Source organism: Shewanella septentrionalis (genome assembly GCF_025370265.1).
Taxonomy (GTDB): Bacteria; Pseudomonadota; Gammaproteobacteria; order Enterobacterales; family Shewanellaceae; genus Shewanella; species Shewanella hafniensis.
The window spans coordinates 146,563-167,618 of sequence record NZ_JAMTCC010000005.1; the positions used below are offsets into that span (position 1 = coordinate 146,563).

Annotated in this window: 19 protein-coding genes; 11 read left to right on the forward strand and 8 right to left on the reverse strand. The window is 45.7% G+C overall.

Annotated elements, in window-relative coordinates:
- Positions 1–36: 36 nt before the first annotated feature.
- Positions 37–1,230, reverse strand: coding sequence for a tyrosine--tRNA ligase (gene tyrS / locus NE536_RS04400; RefSeq protein ID WP_261271905.1), 1,194 nt, complete (start codon positions 1,228–1,230; stop codon positions 37–39).
- 126 nt (positions 1,231–1,356) lie between these two features.
- Here tyrS and NE536_RS04405 point away from each other — a divergent pair, with 126 nt between their 5' ends.
- From NE536_RS04405 to NE536_RS04425, 5 genes are all read left to right on the forward strand, one after another.
- The gene (locus tag NE536_RS04405; RefSeq protein WP_261271906.1) at positions 1,357–2,763 is read left to right on the forward strand and encodes a peptidoglycan DD-metalloendopeptidase family protein; all 1,407 of its coding nucleotides are present in this window, start codon (positions 1,357–1,359) and stop codon (positions 2,761–2,763) included.
- A 20-nt stretch (positions 2,764–2,783) separates the two neighbouring features.
- Positions 2,784–3,893 carry an anhydro-N-acetylmuramic acid kinase gene (locus NE536_RS04410; RefSeq protein WP_261271907.1) on the forward strand — a complete coding sequence of 370 codons (1,110 nt, stop codon included), beginning with the start codon at positions 2,784–2,786 and terminating at the stop codon, positions 3,891–3,893.
- 430 nt (positions 3,894–4,323) lie between these two features.
- Positions 4,324–5,019 (forward strand): aquaporin Z, encoded by a 696-nt coding sequence (aqpZ, locus tag NE536_RS04415; RefSeq protein WP_261271908.1) that lies wholly within the window; start codon positions 4,324–4,326, stop codon positions 5,017–5,019.
- A 163-nt stretch (positions 5,020–5,182) separates the two neighbouring features.
- Positions 5,183–5,563 (forward strand): DUF2750 domain-containing protein, encoded by a 381-nt coding sequence (locus tag NE536_RS04420; protein WP_006080744.1) that lies wholly within the window; start codon positions 5,183–5,185, stop codon positions 5,561–5,563.
- 25 nt (positions 5,564–5,588) lie between these two features.
- The gene (locus NE536_RS04425) at positions 5,589–6,038 is read left to right on the forward strand and encodes a hypothetical protein (RefSeq protein ID WP_006080743.1); all 450 of its coding nucleotides are present in this window, start codon (positions 5,589–5,591) and stop codon (positions 6,036–6,038) included.
- A gap of 111 nt (positions 6,039–6,149) precedes the next feature.
- Here NE536_RS04425 and erpA read toward each other — a convergent pair whose 3' ends face one another.
- Both erpA and NE536_RS04435 read right to left on the reverse strand, forming a co-directional pair.
- The gene (gene erpA, locus NE536_RS04430) at positions 6,150–6,500 is read right to left on the reverse strand and encodes an iron-sulfur cluster insertion protein ErpA (protein ID WP_006080742.1); all 351 of its coding nucleotides are present in this window, start codon (positions 6,498–6,500) and stop codon (positions 6,150–6,152) included.
- Positions 6,493–7,296: a DUF6776 family protein gene (locus tag NE536_RS04435; protein ID WP_261271909.1), complete on the reverse strand. Its 804-nt coding sequence runs from the start codon at positions 7,294–7,296 to the stop codon at positions 6,493–6,495. Before NE536_RS04435 ends, erpA begins: the two co-directional genes overlap by 8 nt.
- Before the next feature lie 74 nt (positions 7,297–7,370).
- On the opposite strand from NE536_RS04435, the gene NE536_RS04440 reads away from it, so the two are divergent.
- The 3 genes from NE536_RS04440 (at position 7,371) to hemL (ending at position 11,697) form a co-directional block, all read left to right on the forward strand.
- Entirely contained in the window at positions 7,371–9,095 is a 1,725-nt protein-coding gene (locus NE536_RS04440; protein ID WP_006080740.1) for a chloride channel protein, read from the forward strand.
- A 263-nt stretch (positions 9,096–9,358) separates the two neighbouring features.
- Positions 9,359–10,378, forward strand: coding sequence for an aspartate carbamoyltransferase (locus tag NE536_RS04445; RefSeq protein WP_006080739.1), 1,020 nt, complete (start codon positions 9,359–9,361; stop codon positions 10,376–10,378).
- A 26-nt stretch (positions 10,379–10,404) separates the two neighbouring features.
- Positions 10,405–11,697: a glutamate-1-semialdehyde 2,1-aminomutase gene (hemL, locus tag NE536_RS04450; RefSeq protein WP_261271910.1), complete on the forward strand. Its 1,293-nt coding sequence runs from the start codon at positions 10,405–10,407 to the stop codon at positions 11,695–11,697.
- A gap of 110 nt (positions 11,698–11,807) precedes the next feature.
- Here the strand turns inward: hemL and NE536_RS04455 are convergent, their stop codons facing one another.
- Positions 11,808–12,005, reverse strand: a complete 198-nt coding sequence (locus tag NE536_RS04455; RefSeq protein ID WP_220592311.1) for a hypothetical protein — start codon at positions 12,003–12,005, stop codon at positions 11,808–11,810.
- 552 nt (positions 12,006–12,557) lie between these two features.
- On the opposite strand from NE536_RS04455, the gene nhaD reads away from it, so the two are divergent.
- Entirely contained in the window at positions 12,558–13,805 is a 1,248-nt protein-coding gene (nhaD, locus tag NE536_RS04460) for a sodium:proton antiporter NhaD (RefSeq protein ID WP_220777543.1), read from the forward strand.
- A gap of 126 nt (positions 13,806–13,931) precedes the next feature.
- On the opposite strand, the gene NE536_RS04465 is transcribed toward nhaD, so the two are convergent.
- Both NE536_RS04465 and NE536_RS04470 read right to left on the reverse strand, forming a co-directional pair.
- Complete coding sequence (locus NE536_RS04465; RefSeq protein WP_261271911.1) at positions 13,932–15,050, reverse strand: general secretion pathway protein GspB; 1,119 nt, start codon at positions 15,048–15,050, stop codon at positions 13,932–13,934.
- Entirely contained in the window at positions 15,050–16,732 is a 1,683-nt protein-coding gene (locus NE536_RS04470; RefSeq protein WP_261271912.1) for an ExeA family protein, read from the reverse strand. Before NE536_RS04470 ends, NE536_RS04465 begins: the two co-directional genes overlap by 1 nt.
- Positions 16,733–16,910: 178 nt before the next feature.
- Here NE536_RS04470 and NE536_RS04475 point away from each other — a divergent pair, with 178 nt between their 5' ends.
- Entirely contained in the window at positions 16,911–18,161 is a 1,251-nt protein-coding gene (locus NE536_RS04475) for a multifunctional CCA addition/repair protein (protein WP_106651786.1), read from the forward strand.
- A 233-nt stretch (positions 18,162–18,394) separates the two neighbouring features.
- On the forward strand, positions 18,395–18,661 hold the full coding sequence (locus NE536_RS04480; RefSeq protein ID WP_006080732.1) for an Lpp/OprI family alanine-zipper lipoprotein: 267 nt from the start codon (positions 18,395–18,397) through the stop codon (positions 18,659–18,661).
- A gap of 621 nt (positions 18,662–19,282) precedes the next feature.
- On the opposite strand, the gene NE536_RS04485 is transcribed toward NE536_RS04480, so the two are convergent.
- Positions 19,283–20,125, reverse strand: coding sequence for a putative RNA methyltransferase (locus tag NE536_RS04485; RefSeq protein WP_261271920.1), 843 nt, complete (start codon positions 20,123–20,125; stop codon positions 19,283–19,285).
- A 117-nt stretch (positions 20,126–20,242) separates the two neighbouring features.
- Positions 20,243–21,043 carry an undecaprenyl-diphosphate phosphatase gene (locus NE536_RS04490; protein ID WP_006080730.1) on the reverse strand — a complete coding sequence of 267 codons (801 nt, stop codon included), beginning with the start codon at positions 21,041–21,043 and terminating at the stop codon, positions 20,243–20,245.
- Between the last annotated feature and the right edge of the window lie 13 nt (positions 21,044–21,056).

Genomic DNA, 21,056 nt, shown 5'->3' on the forward strand with positions numbered 1-21,056 from the left:
GTTCGATTAACGACTTTTCATTTAACAGACAATGGCTTAAACCAAAGTCACTTTGGCAAACTTACGTTTACCGACTTGGAATACCGCAACAGTACCAGCAGACAAAGTCATACGGCTATCGTCTAGCTTTTCGCCGTCCATCTTCACCGCGCCTTGCTTGATCATCCGCATCGCTTCTGAAGTCGATGCTACTAAATCAGCATCTTTCAACAGATTTGCAATCGCAATACCTTCACCCGCCACTAACTCGATTTCTTCGATATCGTCAGGGATCATGCCCTTAGCACGGTCAACAAAAGCTTGATGCGCGCTTTCTGCAGACGCTTCATCGTGGAAACGTGAGATGATTTCCTTCGCCAAGGCAATTTTAATGTCGCGTGGGTTAGACCCATTTGCCACATCTTGCTTAAACTGCTCAATTTCAGCCAGTGGGCGGAATGACAACAGCTCAAAGTAGCGCCACATTAAATCGTCCGAAATCGACATCAGCTTGCCAAACATTTCATTAGCAGGTTCGCTCACGCCAATATAGTTGTGTGCCGATTTAGACATTTTCTTCACGCCGTCTAAACCTTCGAGCAGCGGCATCATGATCACAGCTTGTGGCTTTTGGCCTTCCGCTTTTTGCAGTTCACGGCCCATTAACAGGTTGAACTTTTGATCTGTACCACCCAGCTCAACATCGGCCTGCAGCGCAACTGAGTCGTAACCTTGCAGCAGCGGATACATAAACTCATGAATCGCAATAGATTGACCCGAGGCATAGCGCTTCTTAAAGTCATCGCGCTCCATCATACGAGCCACAGTTTGCTTCGAAGCAAGGCGGATCATTCCCGCTGCGCCCAATGGCTCTAACCAGCTTGAGTTAAATTCGATACGGGTTTTAACCGGATCAAGTATCTTATAAACCTGTTCTTTATAGGTTTCCGCGTTCGCTAATACTTGCTCACGGGTTAACGGTGGACGCGTACTGTTTTTTCCGCTTGGATCACCCACCATACCGGTAAAGTCACCGATCAAGAAAATGACTTCATGACCTAACTCTTGGAATAACCTTAATTTATTTAAGATTACTGTGTGTCCAAGATGGATGTCCGGAGCGGTAGGATCGGCGCCCAACTTAATACGGAGTGGACGTCCTTCTTTGAGTTTTTCAAGCAGATCCGCTTCGAGTAAAATCTCATCGGTACCACGTCTAATTTCTGCTAATACTTGGTCTAAATCAGCCATCTCGGCAGGGACTCCTAAGGCCATGATCATAAAATGAAGAGACTTATGTTACTTGTTAGCCACCACAATTGAAAGTGTGTACACTAACGGGATTATTTAAGTCTCTGGTTATCGGTATCGGCGTCAATGGGAAAGGTTATAACGTTATTTAAATTGTTGCCTAAAAAGCATCAAATTCTCCTCAGCATTCTTTCAGTTATCACTATGATAACCATGCTACTCCCTTCTGAAGAAGCGCAAGCTTCAAGACAAACCACTAGCATTGATGACCAAGCTCAAATCAACACCCGTTATGATGTGCCTTTAGCGTTTCGCTCGCCTGAACGTCCAGAGTTATTAGAGGGCCAAACAGACAATGCGCCCACCAATGCTGCGCAATTAGCATCAACCGACGCGCTTGCCGCGGGTGATGCTAATAATCCAGCGACAGAATCCCTCGAAAGTGCCCATCACAGGGACGTCGAACATTTTAACGTGAAAAACGGTGACACCTTAGCCGCAGTATTTGATCGCGCAGGATTAACCAGTAAAGACGTGTATGAGATCACCCAACTCCCCTTAGCCAAGCAAAATTTACTTAAGATTATGCCGGGCGAAGAAATCGTGATTTCGAAAGATATAAATGGTGATTTGACCGAAGTGCGTTATCGCGTCAATGCAATTTCAACCTTAGTAATTACTAAGAATCAAGAGCAATACCAAGAAAAAATCTCTGAGAAGGATGTGGAAATTCGCAGCCATTTCACCAGTGCTAAGATTAAGAGCAACTTCTGGAACGCCGCCGTCGATGCAGGTATGAGTGCAAATCAGATCATGCAATTATCGACCGTATTTGGCTGGGACATCGACTTCGCCTTAGATTTACGCGAAGGCGACAGCTTTGCCATTATTTATGAGCAAGAATATGCCGATGGTGAATTTTTGCGTAACGGCAATATCTTAGCCGCAGAATTTGTTAACCAAGATGAGCGCTATACTGCCATTCGCTATACCGACGGTAACTATTATTCCGAGAATGGCACTAGCATGCGTAAAGCCTTCTTGCGCTCACCAGTCGATTTTAAATATGTCAGCTCAAACTTCAATCCAAGACGTTTGCATCCAGTAACGGGCCAAGTCAAAGCCCATCGTGGTGTGGACTACGTCGCCGCCATTGGCACACCCATTAAAGCGGCGGGTAGCGGACGCGTCATAGAGGCGGGCTACAATCAATTCAACGGTAACTATGTGTTTATCAAACACAACGATACCTATACCACCAAATATCTTCACCTCACTAAGCGCAACGTCAGCAAAGGAGCCAGCGTTAAGCAAGGGCAAATCATAGGTACTTTAGGTAAAACGGGGCGCGTCACGGGTGCACATTTACATTACGAATTTATCGTCAATGGCGTCCACCGCAACCCAAGAACCATAACGCTACCTAAAGCCGAATCGATTGCGAGAAAAGAAAAAAATCAATTCGATGCACTTAGTCAGCAATTGATGACTACACTTTCGCAAAACAAGCAAACGCAATTGGCAATGCAATAACGACGGACGGATTCCTCCCAATGAAAAACGCTTATTATATTGGACTTATGTCAGGCACCAGCATGGACGGTGTCGATGCCGTATTGGTCGACTTTTCAGGCACGCAGCCGCAGCTTATCGCCAGCCATACCGAAGCCATACCGAGCCATTTGCTCAAAGGCCTACAGCGCCTTTGCTTACCCAGTACAGATGAAATTAACCGCCTCGGCCGTTTAGACCGTAATGTGGGTGAACTGTTTGCCTTAGCAGTCAATAACCTGCTGACCAAATGCGCCATTGCCAAAGAAGAGGTTATCGCCGTTGGAAGCCACGGCCAAACCGTGCGCCACATGCCAAACCTTGAAGTGGGTTTTACCCTGCAAATTGGCGATCCAAACACTATAGCAACTGAAACCGGTATTGATGTGATTGCCGATTTTCGCCGTAAAGATATTGCCCTAGGTGGCCAAGGCGCGCCCTTAGTGCCCGCATTCCACCAGCAGACTTTTGCTGAAGTTGGCAAGAAACGCATCATTTTAAATATTGGCGGCATAGCCAACATTACTTATTTACCGGGCAACAGTGACCAAGTGCTGGGCTTCGACACGGGACCTGGCAATACCTTGATAGATGCTTGGATCCAGCAGGTGAAAAGTGAGCCCTTCGATAGAGATGGCGAATGGGCGGCATCGGGCAAAACCGACCAAGGCCTGTTAACGCAACTGCTTTCGCACCCGTATTTCTCCCTTGCTTACCCTAAAAGCACTGGGCGAGAGCTATTTAACCAAGCTTGGTTAGAACAGCAATTATCGCCTTTTAATCATTTAGATGAAGAAGATATCCAATCGACGTTATTGGATTTAACCTGCCACAGCATAGCCCAAGACATTATTAAACTATCCAATGAAGGGGAATTGTTCGTCTGTGGTGGTGGCGCGTTCAACGGCCAACTGATGCAACGTCTTGCCGCCTTATTACCAGGTTATAAGCTGGATACTACCTCGGCCCTTGGCGTCGACCCTAAGTGGGCCGAAGGCATCGCCTTCGCGTGGCTCGCCATGCGTAACCACTTAGGCTTACCCGCCAACCTCCCTGCTGTCACAGGCGCCTCCCGCGAAGCTGTACTCGGTGGAAGATTTAGCGCTAAGTAATTTGCCTTCTCAAAATATCAAGCGATAACCTAAACAAGAGCTTCTACATGAAGCTCTTGCTGTATTTACGCCTCAACGTATCGATTTCTCCTCTTCCTGCCTAAATTAATCAAGAAAATCAGCAACCCATTTAAAGCCATCTATTATTAATGACAGATAGTGGTAGCAACAGAGTGTGAGTAAACAACTCCGTCACTGAAGCTTAATCAAATCTCACTATATTGAAACTGATGCTGAATATTGCTCTAAAACAACTCAAACACTTGGTCATTGCCTCACAAGCGTTCGACAAAAAACTGCTGTTAAGGGAACTCATGTCACGCGCGCGATTTTGCTCACTCAGACAAAATCCGCCAATAGACAGGTAAATAAGGAATAAAGACGCACTCGTTGACAAACAAGTGTCTTTAACATAATAGGAAATCAATCAATGAATATGTCACAAAAAATGGCGGCGGAATTTCTTGGCACCTTATGGTTAGTCCTTGGAGGCTGTGGCAGTGCGGTAATTGCCGCTGCATTTCCCGAGGTGGGCATAGGCTTACTCGGTGTCGCGCTCGCATTTGGCTTAACAGTTCTCACTATGGCCTTTGCGATTGGCCATATTTCAGGTTGCCACCTTAACCCAGCGGTGTCATTCGGCCTTTGGGCTGGCGGACGTTTTCCAGCGGCAGAATTATTGCCCTATATCATAGCCCAAGTCGCGGGCGGGATTGCAGGCGCGGGTATCTTGTATCTTATTGCTTCTGGTCAGGAAGGATTTTCACTTGCGGGTGGATTTGCCTCTAACGGTTTTGGTGAACATTCACCGGGTGGCTACAGCATGCTGTCGGTCATGATTTGCGAAATCGTTATGACACTGTTCTTTTTGATCATTATTTTAGGTGCCACCGATGAACGCGCGCCAAAAGGGTTTGCCCCGATTGCCATAGGTCTAGGCTTAACCTTGATCCACCTTATCAGTATTCCAGTGTCCAATACTTCGGTAAATCCTGCTCGCAGTACAGGTCCTGCGTTGTTTGTCGGTGACTGGGCGGTATCGCAGCTCTGGTTATTCTGGGTAGCCCCGATTGTCGGCGCCATTTTGGCAGGCTTTATCTATCGCTACTTCCGCCCGGCAGAATAAACACCCAAGATCTAACACAACAGCGCCCTCTTGGCGCTGTTGTTCTTTTTCTAATCCCGCTCTAATGTTACCATTTAGCCAACTGGTGAATTTGCTGTGCCCTAGGTTTTTACATTAGAGACACAACAGGCTTCGCCCTATTCAAGCAAAAGAGATATTTTTCATGAGCAAGACTGTTAAAACCCTCGCTGAGACAGCAGCAATGACACCAGAAGCCCGTTACGATTACCTCGTTGAGCAAGTCAAAGAACATAAAGTTCTTTGGACATTACAAGACCAAGACGGTTGCGTAATGCTGACCACTGAAGAAGAAGATTGCATTCCAATGTGGCCAACCGAAGAAGCGGCTGAATCTTGGGCTGTGGATGAATGGAGCGATTGCCAAACATTAGCGATCCCATTCGATGAATTTCACGAAAGATGGGTGCCAGGCATGGAAGATGACGACCTGTTCGTTGCCGTGTTCCCAGTATTAGATGATTTAGGTGTGGTTATCCCACCTTATGAGTTAGATCAACGATTAGCACCTAAGCAAAGCCATTAATCTCAATCGCTAAGCGAGAATGTCTATGAGCGAGCAAGAATCGGCTATACCGACACCTAAGGCTGACGCGGCCGTGAGTTCACGTTTACCCAAACGACTGATTGCCCTGCTGCTAGTGTATGTTGTTGCGTCCGTGAGCGGCTTAGTCGCTAAACAAGGCGTGTTATTTTGTCTACTGACACTCTTGATGGTGATTGCCATTATTGGTCGACAAAAGGCGGCGCTTATCATGCTGCGTGGCTACACAGTCGTGCAGCTTGGCTTGATTAGCATGCTGCCAGTGATCATGTACGATCCCGGCAATTTAGTGGTAGGCCCGACGACGGTGCATTTAGGTGAATGGCAGGGCAAACTGCCTGACTATGTGATTTTTATCGCGTTAATCATCTTGTCATTACTGCAAGTCTGGGTCGCTTTTGATAAAAAGGTAAAGGCGTGGTTTAAACCTAAGCTTAACCTGAACATCATGAGTTAAGTTCGTGGCATACTGAATTTTGCCCAACAAAAAGCCGTCATTGCGACGGCTTTTTTGCTCTCACTTCACACCTTAAAGGCGCTAAGTGAGCAGTCTTTATAGAGAAACTCTTTACACAGAGAAACTGGCACCACAGCCACAAGTTGTGGTTGCGTTAGGGTTTTTCACAAAGAAGCGAGAACCTTCGAGTCCTGAAGTGTAATCCACTTCACCACCGACTAAATATTGTAGGCTCATAGGATCGACAACTAAGAGGACGCCTTGTTTTTCTATCGTAAAATCGCCGTCATTGACCTTTTCATCAAAGGTAAAGCCGTACTGAAATCCAGAACAACCACCACCAGTCACATAGACTCGTAGCTTAAGTGCAGGATTTTGCTCTTCTTCCAGCAAACCTTTCACCTTAGCGGCTGCCGCATCGGTAAATTGGATTGGCATTGCTGTATCAGCTTGATCAGTCATTACTACCTCTTACATCAGTTTTCTGGGGCAAATTATCCTTTACCTGACTGTTTTGTTCAAGTATTACCCGTGGTTCTTTTTCACCCTGTAATAACTCAGGGGCACTATAGACATGTTCTGTCTGCGAATTCTTGGTCCAGCGGCTCGAAGGCACAAGCACTTTGACTTTCACTTGCTGTAAACTAAAACCTGCAGGAACAGTGACCTTGGTATCTATGACCTGAAAATAGCGAAAATCAAATTCCAACTTAGAACCCGTGAGTTTGTTCACACTCAAGCTAACGGATTTACCCTCCTGCACGCCAATTAATGTCAATTCGACTCGACCTTGAATCGCTTGCTTGCGCTTTTGCAGCTGAGTTAATACCAGTTTGAGATTATACTCATCAGCTAAAACGCCCGGCGTCATTTCAAGTTCGTGGATGGCGACACCTTCGGCATTATCATCCGGTGTCATAATGCTACGGTAAAACGCCAGCTCATGTTCCAATTCTTTTTGCTTTTTCATCTGCTGGCCAAACATATCTTGCATTTGGGCGTTAGCCTCACGCTCGACGGACAGCTCTAAATTTCGGGTCGCTAGCAATTGGGTCTGTGTTTCTAATTCAGCACTCAAACGTTGGGCTTTGCTGCTGATGTGTTTAACCACGGGCTCATCACTGCTTAGTAGCAGAAAACTTATCCAAGCCCCAAAAAGAATAGAAACTAACACTAAAAGCGATAAATACACTGAAGATGGACGATACTTGAGATCCATCACTTGCAGCCGATCTAGCCAACGATGATAATTTGGCATTAGGTAACAGCCCCTTATATAAAATACAATCAACTCAAGAACGAGTTCGATACAATACAACTCAGGCCAATGCAGTGCAATTAACGATAAATAAAGTCGCTATTCAACATGCCATAGTCACAGCCAAAAAGTATTTAACCAATGAGCTACGTGACCATTTATCCCAAGCGAGGATCAGTGCGCAACTGTGCATACTGGCACTGCTGTTTGCCATTTTCGCATCCTGCGTGATCTTACTGTTTCGACTCTTGCTCGTTTGGGCCAATCATTACACCCAAATACAGGCGCTGGATTTTACGGGGAACGTCGCCGACTGGCGAGCCCTGTTACCACTTTTAGGCGCAATATTAATTTGGATTGTGGCTAAGCTGGGCTCCAAACGTTATAAGCGCATGGGAATAGCCTATGTGTTACATAGAGTTAAACTGCACTACGGTAAAATTCCGTTGCAATCTGCCGTAGGGCAATTTTTTCAAGCATTATTCGCCCTCGGCACAAATTTCTCCGTCGGCCGTGAAGGTCCAGCCATTCATCTGGGTGCTGTCAGTGCCAGCTTTCTCGCCGAAAAATTCAATCTTCCCGATAACAGTGTGCGCATTATGTGCGCCAGTGGCATTGCCGCAGGGATTGCCGCGACCTTTAACGCGCCCTTGGCGGCAGTGATTTTTGTTCTCGAAGTGATTGTCCGCGAATATAAAGTCCATTACTTCTTCCCGATTATGCTCTCCGCAATTTGTGGCGCGGTTTCAAGCCAATTAGTGTTTGGTAATGTGCACGAATTTGACCGTATTCAAGTGATCCACATTCCCTTAGATCACTACCCTATTCTCGCCATCGGCGGCGTGGTATTAGGCTGCGCTGCGGCGCTGTTTAATTACTCACTCTTAAAAGTCACCGCGACGGGACAAAACTGGCCACTGATTTACCGACTATTATTGGCGGGCAGCGTGACCACGCTAATCGGTCTAGTATTACCGCAAGCCCTTGGCACGGGCGATCTCGCCATTAGCGAAGCCATTAGCCAACATCCAAGCCTGTTGCTGTTAATCGCCCTGTTATTTGCCAAAATCATTGCCACTATTGCGGCGATTGGCTTAGGTATTCCAGGTGGTTTGATTGGTCCACTCTATGGTATCGGCGCGCTGCTAGGCGCGATTTTGGCGCTGATCAGCGCCATCTTATTCCCGTCAATCGCCCCTTATGTAGGGCTTTACACTGTGATCGGCATGACAGCCATGATGGGCGTGTGTTTAAGCGCGCCGCTGGCGGCATTAGTCGCCCTGCTAGAAATGACCAATGATGCCAGTATTATCCTGCCAGCGATGTTTGTGACTATTCCAGCCTTTTTGATTGCCTATCAAGGTTTTAAGACTAACTCTATTTTCTTTAAACAATTAGAAATCATGGGGCTAGGCTATAAAGTTGCACCAGTAAATTTAGCCCTGCAGAAAAAAGGTGTGCGAGCCTTGATGGATAAACGCTTTGTTATCGTCAATAACAACGATGAATTGTTACTCGAAGTGCTAAAACGCGCCGAAGGTCGCCCTGTGTTAGTGCGTAACGCCGATGGCGTTATCGAAATGCTCAGCCTTGAAATGCAATCCTACGATGACAGTACCACGCTATCGCGCCATCCCATGCAAGGCTTAAGCGACAGCACTACGCTCAATGAAGCCTATTTGCTCTTGTCACCCAAGCGCAGCGGTGAGGTGTTTATCTATCAAGATACGCCCGATAACGTGGTCGGGGTGATCAGTTGGTCGAACCTGCAACAGGAAATTCGCTTAGGCCAAGCCTAGTGCCAATTAATGACATCGATTTAAAACCTGATATCAATTTAAAATCTGATAGTGATGCAGAATCTTATATTGATGCCAAACCTGAGGCGGCAGATTAAAAGCTTTGGGCTTCATCGCAAAAATCTAACACAGTGGCAATGTGGCTATTTCGTTGCCCCAGTGCTTCTGCTACAATCGCGCCTCAGCCACCCTACATAACATCAGGGCAGATAAGCGCGATACCGCAGCTTAAAATGCCCCCTAGCAAATTGGAAAACAGGCTGATGAATCAGTTCGAAGGATCCCATATCCTCTCCGTAAACCAGTTAGATCTTGACTCAATCCAAACTATTTTTAATGTCGCTAGCCGCATGATGCCCTATGCACTTCGAGAGAAGCGCAATAATGTGCTCGATGGTGCCATTTTAGGTAACCTGTTTTTCGAACCTAGTACCCGTACCCGCGTGAGTTTTGGCTGTGCCTTTAACTTGCTCGGCGGCCATGTGCGTGAAACCACAGGTATGGCGTCATCGTCTTTATCTAAGGGTGAGTCCCTGTACGATACGGCGCGGGTGTTATCTACTTATTCTGATGTGATTGCCATGCGCCATCCTGACTCTTATTCAGTAAAAGAGTTTGCTGAAGGTAGCCGCGTCCCTGTGATCAACGGCGGCGATGGTTCGAACGAGCATCCGACCCAAGCTCTACTCGATTTATACACTATCCAAAAAGAACTCAAGTGTGCTGGCCGCGGTATCGATGGCATGCACATCGCTATGGTCGGCGACTTAAAATTTGGCCGTACAGTGCATTCACTATCACGCTTACTCTGCATGTATAAGAACATCAGTTTCACACTGATTTCACCTGCTGAATTAGCGATGCCTGATTATGTGATCTCCGACATTGAAAATGCTGGCCATAGCATCAAAATAACCGACCAGCTTGAAGGCCATTTAGATAAAGCAGATATTCTGTATCTCACTCGCATTCAGGAAGAGCGCTTCCCTTCACAGGAAGAAGCGAATAAGTATCGCGGCAAGTTCCGCTTAAATCGCAGTATTTACACTCAGCATTGCAAATCTAACACTGTCATTATGCATCCGCTTCCAAGGGATTCACGCGCGCAAGCCAATGAGTTAGATAATGATTTGAACAGCCATCCCAATCTCGCCATCTTCAGACAGGCAGATAATGGGCTGTTAATTCGCATGGCTTTGTTTGCATTGACACTCGGCGTTGATCATCAACTCGAAAAATATGAGTGTCCGGTTAATTGGTATTCACGTAAAGCCGATCGCTAATTGGCTACAGACTTTAAGGACTAAACATGACCCGTTCCGAAGCGCTATTTGAACAGGCTAAAAAAACCATCCCCGGCGGCGTTAACTCTCCGGTTCGTGCATTTAATGGTGTAGGCGGTTCGCCCCTGTTTATTGAAAAAGCTAACGGCGCTTATATTTACGATGCCGATGGTAAAGCTTATATCGACTATGTCGGTTCTTGGGGCCCGATGATCCTCGGCCACAACCATCCTAAAATCCGTGCAGCTGTATTAGCAGCAGTAGAAAATGGCTTATCTTTTGGTGCGCCAACTGAGCTTGAAGTGCAAATGGCCGAAAAAGTCATCTCTATGGTGCCTTCTATCGAGCAAGTACGCATGGTGAGTTCAGGCACGGAAGCCACTATGAGTGCTATCCGTTTGGCACGCGGTTTTACCAATCGTGACAAGATCTTAAAATTTGAAGGCTGCTACCACGGCCACGCAGATTGCCTGTTAGTGAAAGCCGGTTCTGGCGCGTTAACGTTAGGTCAACCTAGCTCACCCGGTATTCCAGAAGATTTCGCCAAGCACACCTTAACGGCTGTGTATAACGACTTAGATTCTGTAAGAACCCTGTTTGAGCAGTATCCAACTGACATTTCTTGCATCATCATAGAGCCCGTTGCTGGCAACATGAACTGCATTCCACCTGTCCCAGGTTTCCTTCAAGGCCTGCGTGATATGTGTGATGAGTTTGGCGCGCTGTTGATCATCGATGAAGTGATGACAGGTTTTCGCGTATCACTAAGTGGCGCTCAAGGTTACTACGGCGTCACACCAGACTTAACCACACTTGGTAAAGTGATTGGTGGCGGTATGCCAGTGGGGGCTTTCGGCGGCCGTAAAGATGTGATGCAATTTATCGCCCCTACGGGTCCGGTTTACCAAGCGGGTACGTTATCGGGTAACCCCATTGCGATGTCAGCGGGTCTGGCACAAATGGAGGCCCTGTGTGAAGAAGGTCTGTACGAAGCGCTGAGCGCGAAAACCAAACGTATTGCAGAAGGCTTTAAAGCGGCTGCGGATAAGCACGGTATTCCAATGGCGATCAACTATGTTGGTGGCATGTTCGGTTTCTTCTTCACGGAACAACCCAAGATCACTCGTTTCGATCAAGTGACCCAATGCAACATCGAACAGTTCCGTATTTTCTACCACGGCATGCTAGATGAAGGTGTTTACTTAGCACCAAGTGCCTATGAAGCTGGCTTCCTGTCAATGGCCCATGGCGAAGAAGAGATGCGCTTAACCTTAGAAGCGGCAGATCGCGTATTGGCTAGCATGAAAGCGGCAAGCTAAGCCTAGATTTTAGGGTTGCTACACCTTAAAAATAACCAAGGGACGCAATAGCGTCCCTTGGTTTTACTGAGATTTAGCTAGCTTTATGATCCAGTTTGCTTTGTTTGTCGTTAGTAGCTATCAGACTTTTTAGAACCTAAAGCCGATTTAAATATGATCGCCGCTACAACGAACTGTATGGTCAAATTGATATGCTCAATGGCGAGCTCAGGCTGACTCATCACGCCCAGCGCTATTAGCTGCTTGCCAGAATACGTTAACCAAACCACTGAGCCCAAAAGCAAAAGGCTCCGAATAACAAATGTCATTTACCTCTACTCCAAAAACACAACATCCGGTGTTAACACAACATACTGTGCCTAGATAAGAAAACAGCCACAAGATAGCGCTCACTTTGTATCCAGTCAAGATTTTGGCAAAGACATTTTTGTGACACGCTAATCCATTAAGCCATTAGAGGTCAATAACAAAGGAAAGTGTGGAAAAGCAACACTACTCAGGCCGCAGCATTCATGAATATCTTGCTGAACAAAAATTAATTGAAGGATCGACAAACTGACTGCTTAGACTTTAATCGTAGATCTCACTTTTAACCTAGTAATCAAATCAAACAATACAGTTAATAAAACTGATAAATATAAATCTTGCGATATATAAAACCAGTTTACTACCAAAAAGCATGAGATCAACATCACAAAGCAGCAGCAAATTGAGTCACAGCTAACAGTTGCGTTCTTTAGCCCATTATGTTCTGATCCGCACGCGCTAACACGGCTGGCTTAATTCAGCCTTGATATGCTCAATCTTTAGGTTGACTCAAGTCGCCCTACGACATTAAAACAGCAGTTGGAATTGCAGTTATGTTAAATACCTTTCTCATCATACTGGCCGTGCTCGCATTGCTCAGTATTATTTTCGAAGAAGTGACCCACCTTAATAAAGCAAAAACCACCTTATTCTTTGGCTGTATTTCTTGGGTAGCGCTGTTTATGGCTGCTGGAGAACCGGCCCACGAGAAACTCGTTGCCCATCAACTCAATGAAAATTTGCTCGAAATTGCCACACTCTGGCTCTTTCTGATGTCGACCATGACCTTCGTCGCGTATTTGAACGCTAAAGGCATGATCCAAATCATGGTGCAAAAGCTGTTCCCGCAGAAAGTGTCGGTGCGCATGTTGATGATCCAAGTTGCCCTGTTTGCACTCGTGCTCTCGGCATTTTGTGATAACGTCACTGCGACGTTAGTGTCATTAGGTTTATTAACCACCTTTAAACTCGACAAACAAATGCGCCGCAGAATGGCAGTGTTGATTATCTTCGCAGTGAACTCAGGCGGTGTCGCTTTGATCACCGGCGATGTGACAACATTGATGATCTTCTTAGGCGGCCATGTGCATATGTCCGAACTGCTGATGTTGTTTATCCCATCGGCCGTGAGCGTGATTTTGTTGGCAACCCTGTTCTCACTCAAAGCCGAAGGCGTGGTGAGCACGACCCCAATCAAACACACCTATCAAACCGTTGATGTCATGATTGCCCTCGTGTTCTTCTGCACGATTTTAATGACCATGTTACTGAACATATTGTTCGGTATCCCGCCAGTGCTGACCTTCCTAACGGGTCTGTCAATCATGTTCTTGATTGGCCACACCACGCGTAGCGATAAAGAAGAAATCAAAATCCTTGAGTATATTCGCCAAGTAGAATACGACACCCTGTTGTTCTTCTTAGGTATTTTACTGCTCGTGGGTATGCTTAAAGAAATCGGCACCTTAGACATGCTGACCGAAGCTTATACTATGTTTAATCCAAACATCTCTAACTTCGTCACAGGTATCGGCTCAGCCTTGATTGATAACGTGCCATTAACAGCGGCATTGTTAAAAGCAAGCCCAGTGCTAAATACTCCTGAATGGCTTGGCTTGACCTATAGCGTCGGCGTGGGTGGTTCACTGCTGATTATCGGTTCAGCATCGGGTATTGTGGCCATGAGTAAAGTAAAAGAGCTAACGTTTGTGAGTTATTTGAAATACGTTCCAGCACTTTTCCTTTGCTACAGCGTCGGTTACGCATTGACCTTATTCTTAGCCTACAGACTGTATAATTAAGTAGAGATTCATTAAGATCAAAAAAGGCGCCTAGGGCGCCTTTTTCATTTTTACTCTTTAGCTATGGCTAGCACAAATAACCGCAAGCATTGCTCATAGTGCCAGAGTCAATTTCGTATAACCTGGTTAGATTGCAGGTACTTTAAACTGGGTACCTTGAATATCTAACACTATGTCCCGCGGACGAATAGAGATAATCTTCAGCTTACCCGCAATCATATCCCCTTCCTGTAACTCTGCACCGTCCACATTCAGCCACCTTTGGGTCGGATCGCTGGAATAAACATGGGCGACAATATTAAATTCAGGCACTTGTAATTGCAGCCCAGCAGGTAGTTGACCGTATTTGGGGATATCATCTGCAGCCGTTTTAGGAATAGGATCTAATTTTGCTTCAGTGACATTTGTCTCCGCCGCATTGGTGTATTCCACATCCTTTAACGCATTTTGAAAGGAAGCCACTAACTTATCTTCATCGCGACTTTTGTTGGTCTCTAAACCGACATCTTCCGCCGCCGCACTCACTTGCTGACGCAGCGCCTCCAAGCTCGCAAGACCCGACTCATTGGCATTAGCACCTAACATCATAGTTTGCTGTGTTTGCGTGTCCGCAGGCATAGAGGCAACTTCACGACTTGCCGCATCCACTTGGGCAGACGTTGCCATATAGTCCCCGTAGCTGGAATCACTATAGCTAGGGTCACTGTTTTGAGCAGCATTGCTGTTAGTAACATTGTAACTTTGAGCTGCATTGCTGTTCATATTCGCGCTAGAAGCTTGAGGCGAGTTTGCTAGCGCCCCGCCCTGATATTGCGATAAGGAAGTAAACTCAGGCAAAGTCTGTGCCCGAGGCAGCGCCACTTTTCCTGCGAGTCGAACACCTGCTGTAGCACTGCCCTCTGGTTGCGGCTGAGTAACCGTTTCTATCGAGACAGTCTGAAGCGCATTTTTAGCCGCTGTCGCTACGGCTAATGAAGATGCAGTTGGTGGCAATACCTTTGTCACCGCCACATTGTGAGTTGAAGTTTGTTCGGTTGAAATATGACGAGTTTGGTCCCACACACTTAATCCCCAAGCGACGCCAATTCCGGCGGCGACTGCGACGACAAGTAAAGACAGTTTGCCTATCGGCACGCCTGATTTACGTGGCTGAGGGTAATTCGCCCTTGGCGTCATCACAGCATCGGGTAAAGGAGATTGTTGCTGTTGTTTATTGCGGGTCACGGCATCGAGTAAAATGGACATCAGCTGCGCACCCCATTATCGGTTAAACGTGGACCTTGCTGACTTAAATACAAATTTAATCTCACTAATGTCTGATTTCCGGCAATACCATCGGCTTTTAAGCCATGCTGACTCTGGAAGCTTTTAAGATCGTTTTCCAGCTGCACATCGAATTGATTGACCCTGCGAGCATTGCGATTATTCACATGGGCCAAGGCATTCTCTAACCACTGCAGTTGACCTGGACTCGATTTTTGACTGATATCCATCATAGGCAAATTAGGGGCTTGCCATAAAATTTCGAAGGTGCCACTGAAATGTTGATTGAACCAAGCTCTATCAACCCAAAGTTGTTGTTCACCTAACTGCATCAGTAACTGCTCACCATCCACCGCAATCACAGCGCCATAAAAATCCTGTTGGTTGTCATCAACCAAATACACCACAGCCGGATAATTAAGCCGAGTCAGTGACATCCAGTTACCTTGCTGCTGATAACAAGACAATCCTTGCTCAACCGCAGACTGACAGGCGGTTAAGCCTTTATAGGGTACTTTGCCCCACACGCTAAACAAACCCGCAAAGGCGGTATCGATATCACGACTCTGATTAATCGCATCATTAAGTAAACGCTGGCTAGGATCTGGAATAGACGACTGAGTCGTCTGATTGTTTTGCTGATCAGCGGGTTGCACGAACTTACTCGTTTCTTCGGTCGCGCTCAAAGTTTGCATGTTTAAAGGAGCAACATTTGTTGGCGTAGACTCAAGACCCCTACTAGACGCTGACGCGGCATTGACAGGCTTATCGGTAAATAGCCAATAGGAAACACCAAAAGCGACAAATAACGCCGCTGCGGTCGCTGTCGGCCAAAGATATCGATTCTGAGTCGGCTCTTCTTCACCTAATACTTCAGCCGCAGCTTGTCGCACCATATGATGATCGATAGGCACCCGAGATTGCGCATAGCCCGCCATCAGCGAGCGTTCACATAAGAGGTTAATTAATCGAGGGATGCCGCCACTGTACTTCTGCAACTCCTTAACAGCCTTGCGGGTAAACAAAGGCTCAAATCGTCCCGCGACTTGCAAACGATGCAACACATAGAGGGCGATTTCATCTTCATTTAGCGGTAATAAATGGTAGCGAGCGGTGATCCGCTGGGCTAACTGGCGCAGCTCTTGGCGCTTCAATAACAGCTGTAATTCTGGCTGACCGATTAAAATCACCTGCAATAACTTCTTAGTGTCCGTTTCAAGATTAGTCAGAAGACGCAGTTGCTCCAGCACCTCAGGGCGTAAATGCTGCGCTTCATCGATGATGAGCACGGTATTTCGGCCTTTGCTGTGATTATCCAATAAAAACCGACTCAAGTGATCGGTCAACTGCTTGAGTGTGGGATTATCTCCGTAGGCAATCTTAAGTTCATCGCAAAGCGTGGCGAGCAACTCGAGCTCTGTTAGCGACGGATTAAGGATAAATGCAGTGTCGGTATTATCGGGCAATTGCCCAAGTAAACAGCGAGATACCGTCGTTTTACCCGTGCCAACTTCCCCTGTTAGCAACACAAAGCCGCCCGTTTCCCCCAACCCGTAGGTTAAATGGGCCAACGCCTCTCTATGCCTATCACTCAAAAACAAATAATGGGGATTGGGTGCAATCGAAAAAGGGTTATCGCTGAGTCCGTAAAAGGCCTTGTACATACCACCAATCATCCTAATTTAAAAATAACGCCCCACGTTAAAGCGTCCCAATGTTATTGTCAAAATATCCGCAACATCAATGTGACACATCAGTGCGCAAATATCTCGCGACGACTTTATCTATCACCTTAATGGGCATGATAAGCTATGTTTATGACACATTAGCCGAATCTTGCCTGTGAAAATATTTCTCGTTGGCGGTGCTGTGCGTGACAGCCTGCTCAATCTCCCTATCAAGGACAAAGATTACCTCGTCGTTGGTGCGACTCCAGAACAAATGTTGCAACTGGGATACCGTCAAGTCGGTAAAGATTTCCCAGTATTTCTGCATCCTAAAAACCAACAAGAATATGCGTTAGCCCGAACAGAACGAAAAATTGGACTAGGTTATGGTGGTTTTAGCTGCCATGCCAGTCCCGATGTGACTCTAGAACAAGACTTGTTACGCCGAGATCTGACCATCAATGCTATCGCCCAAGATGAAAAGGGCAACTTATACGATCCTTTTAATGGCATTGAGGATATTAACGCGCGCCTATTGCGCCATGTATCGGATGCTTTCGTTGAAGATCCACTTCGTGTATTGCGTGTCGCCCGTTTTGCCGCAAGGTTTCATGCCTTAGGATTTCACATTGCCGCAGAAACTCTGGCACTAATGCGCCAAATTAGCGCAAGCGATGAACTTAACGCGTTAACAGCAGAGCGAGTCTGGCAAGAAGTCGATAAAAGTTTAGGCGGACCTCATCCAGAGATCTTTTTTGAGGTCCTGCACCAATGTGGCGCCCTTGAAGTGCTCTTTCCCGAGATATTTGCCTTATTTGGCGTCCCTCAACCTGAGAAATGGCATCCTGAAATAGATACAGGCGTGCATACATTAATGGTCCTCGCCCAAGCTGCGCTTCTGACAGAGGACAAAAGCGTTCGGTTTGCCGCTCTCGTACATGATTTAGGAAAAGCCCTCAGCCCAAAAGAGCATTTACCTAAACATCACGGTCACGGCCAAAAGGGCTTGCCACTGATAAAAGCACTCTGTGCACGTTTACGAGTGCCGAACGAAACGCGCGATCTGGCGTTACTGGTCAGTGACCAACATCAGAACGTCCATCAGGCCTTCGAGCTTAGAGCCGAAACTATCGTAAAAATATTCGATAAAGCTGACTTTTGGCGTAAGCCAGAGCGCTTAACACAACTTATATTAACTTGCACCGCCGATATGCGTGGCCGCACAGGATTTGAAAACACTACTTATCCTCAAGGCGAGTATTTATCTCAATGCTTCCTTGCCGCCAATAATGTCGATATCGCCGCTATCATTGCCGCAGGTTTCCAAGGCGCAGAGATAAAGCAGGCATTAAATTTACGGCGAATTGAAGCCGTCAGTCAGTTTAAGCAAAAAGTGCAAACTACACTGGGGAAGGATGGACGATAATTTGTAAAGACTTTGTAAGTGCCGCATCACTTTATAGTGAAAAATAGCCTCCTTTACGATTAGAAATGGCGATATAACATATAAAAAAAGCTTTTAAAAAAAATTTATATGCCTATAGTGGTTAAACACATTAATATTCGTAGCAAATTAAAATAGCTATGTCATAATTAGGCAGTTTCGCTTACAAAGTAACGAAACATTCAAATCCAACCTATTTTAAGGGATTTTTTACAATGAACAAAAAAGTACTGATGATTGCTGGTTTAGCAATGACTGCCCTACTAGGTGGTTGCGCGAACACTACTGCTCTGGAAGAAAGCGTTGCAACTCTGGGCAACAAAGTTGATCAATTGTCAGCTGATGTTGGTTCTCTGAAATCAGAGCAAAGCAAACTGTCTGCAGACGTTAAAGATGCAAAAGCAGCATCTATGGACGCACAAGCAGAAGCTAAACGCGCAAACGACCGTTTAGATAACGTTGCTTCTCGTTACAAGAAGTAATGAAAGGTAATTTAGCTTACTATTTAGTAAGTTAAGACAAAAGGCTTAAGAAAGATGAAAGCGATAAGCACATCAATCTAAGCCTTTTTTTATACCTGTCATTCAATACATTGGTACTCTAGATTGTCAGTCCACTAATACAAAAGCGCTAAATTGACTTTAAATTTCCAAACGCATCTTTAAAGCCTACCCCCAATCCCCTTAAAAAAGTTAACGTTCGTATGCGCCTTTATAAACGGATCCCATTCATCTTTTAATTAAAACCTTCGTTATTTATCTAAGCTTCTCATTAAAACTTTTAAGCATTCTTAAAGGTCAGTCTCGCTTATCTTAAAAAATGTTTTTTATAAAAGAATAATACGGCTCCTCTAAAGAAGAACTATTGACAAAAATCGAGGCTACATGGGAAACAAAGGCAATAAGAAAGTTGTATTTGTCACAGAACAAATAGGCCTAAAGTTAAAAATAATAACACCTTCAGCCCATCCAACATAAAAACAACATAAAAACGTCAAACAGAATCATAGACTTGAGTAAAACTGCCTTATTAGACATCTCAAAACCATCGAGCCAAGCCTATGAATTGGTTTAAAATTAACCGCATCAACTGCAGGTTTTAACCTATAGCAACTCACTTACACGTTTATGTGCTAAGACTAATACATAGTCAATTTCCAGCGACTCAAAATGATTAGCTTGAATATCGTGCTTCATCTTGTCATTTGCCCGCCACGCATAAGGCGCCATATCCAATAGCGTTAATGCTTGCTCACCGGTAACTGATAAAGTGAAGCTCAATGCCTGAGTGTCTTTTACCGATAATGCAGAGGGCAAATTCACTTTGAAAGGTTTTTCTACTAAGTCAGAATAAATATATTCCCTGAGTTGCCATAGGTGTCGTGGCCCATTCATAACCAGTAACATGGTCCCATCATCTTTCAATATCCTAACAGACTCTTTTCCCTTTAACGGCCGATCAATAACAGTAATAAAATCCACACAATTATCGATAAAGGGTAATTTCTTAGAAGAGCTTAAACACAAGATCCCAGGAGTCTGCGCCTTCGCTGCAGCAAAAATAGCATTTTCTGCGTCCGCTACGCCCACGTACTGGACGTTTAGCGGATTTTCGACCTCAGCCAGCTTGGAAGCTAAAGCACGCAAGAAGAAGCCCTCAGCGCATTCATAATCCAATAAACAAGCATCAGGCTTGATAGATCCAGTGATTATCTCAGCCAGTTTATCGATCAAAGGCGAAAAGATGCCTGATTCGAGCAGAAAACGCTTAGCTCTAACTTGCTCGCGCGAATCACCCGTCGGCTTTTGGCGTTGTGGTTTAGTAAAAACCCAATAGCCTTGCTCATTCCGATCGAAGTGATGCTTATTGACACAATAAAAACCTTGGGAGGCTTTGTGTTGTTTTAACGCAAGTCCGCAGGTTGGACATTGATATTCGAGACCCATATAAAGCTCCAAAAATAAGTTAAGCTTCAGAAAATGAGGAAGCTCCAAAAACAAAAATCGGGTACATGACCCGATTCTATTATTTATTATCTCACTATGATGACCAAACTCGCGTGGCTAGAAGAAGATAAATCCACACAAGACTGCACCGAGTGCTAAACGATAGATCACAAACGGGGTCATTCCCATGCGGCTGATGATTTTTAAGAAGTAATGAATACAGGCATAAGCGGCTACAAACGAAATCAGAGTTCCTAGGATTAACGCTTGATAATCAATCGGAAGCTCACTTTTCGCCAGATCTTTACCCACTAAAATCGCCGCACCTAAACTCACAGGAACTGACATTAAGAATGAAAAGCGGGCCGCTGCATCACGACTTAAGCCTAACATTAGCGCCGCTGTCATAGTGGCACCAGAGCGCGAAGTCCCCGGGATCAAGGCCAATGCCTGCGCGAAACCAATTAACAAGGCTTTACGCCAGCCCGTCTGATAAACCGTTAAATCGCGGCGCGACATCTTATCGGCCCACCACAACAATAAACCAAATACGACGGTAGTGACCGCGATGACCTCAGCATTACGTAGGTGAGTCGCGATAAAATCCTTTGCCAGAAAACCAAAAAACACCGCTGGCAAGGTCGCCAGAATAATCCACCACGCCAGCTTGCTGTCTTCGGATTGTTGACCTCTGAAAATGCTCGCAATCCAAGCATTAAACATAGTCCATAACTCGTGTCTGAAATAAATTACCACAGCAAATAACGAACCGGTATTCACCGCCACATCGAAGGATAAACCTTGATCTTCCCAGCCTAAAAGCTGTGCGGGTAAAATTAAGTGGGCAGAACTAGAAATAGGTAAAAACTCGGTTAGCCCTTGAATAAGCGCTAAAATAATGACCTGAAACGTATCCATGACAATCCTATCA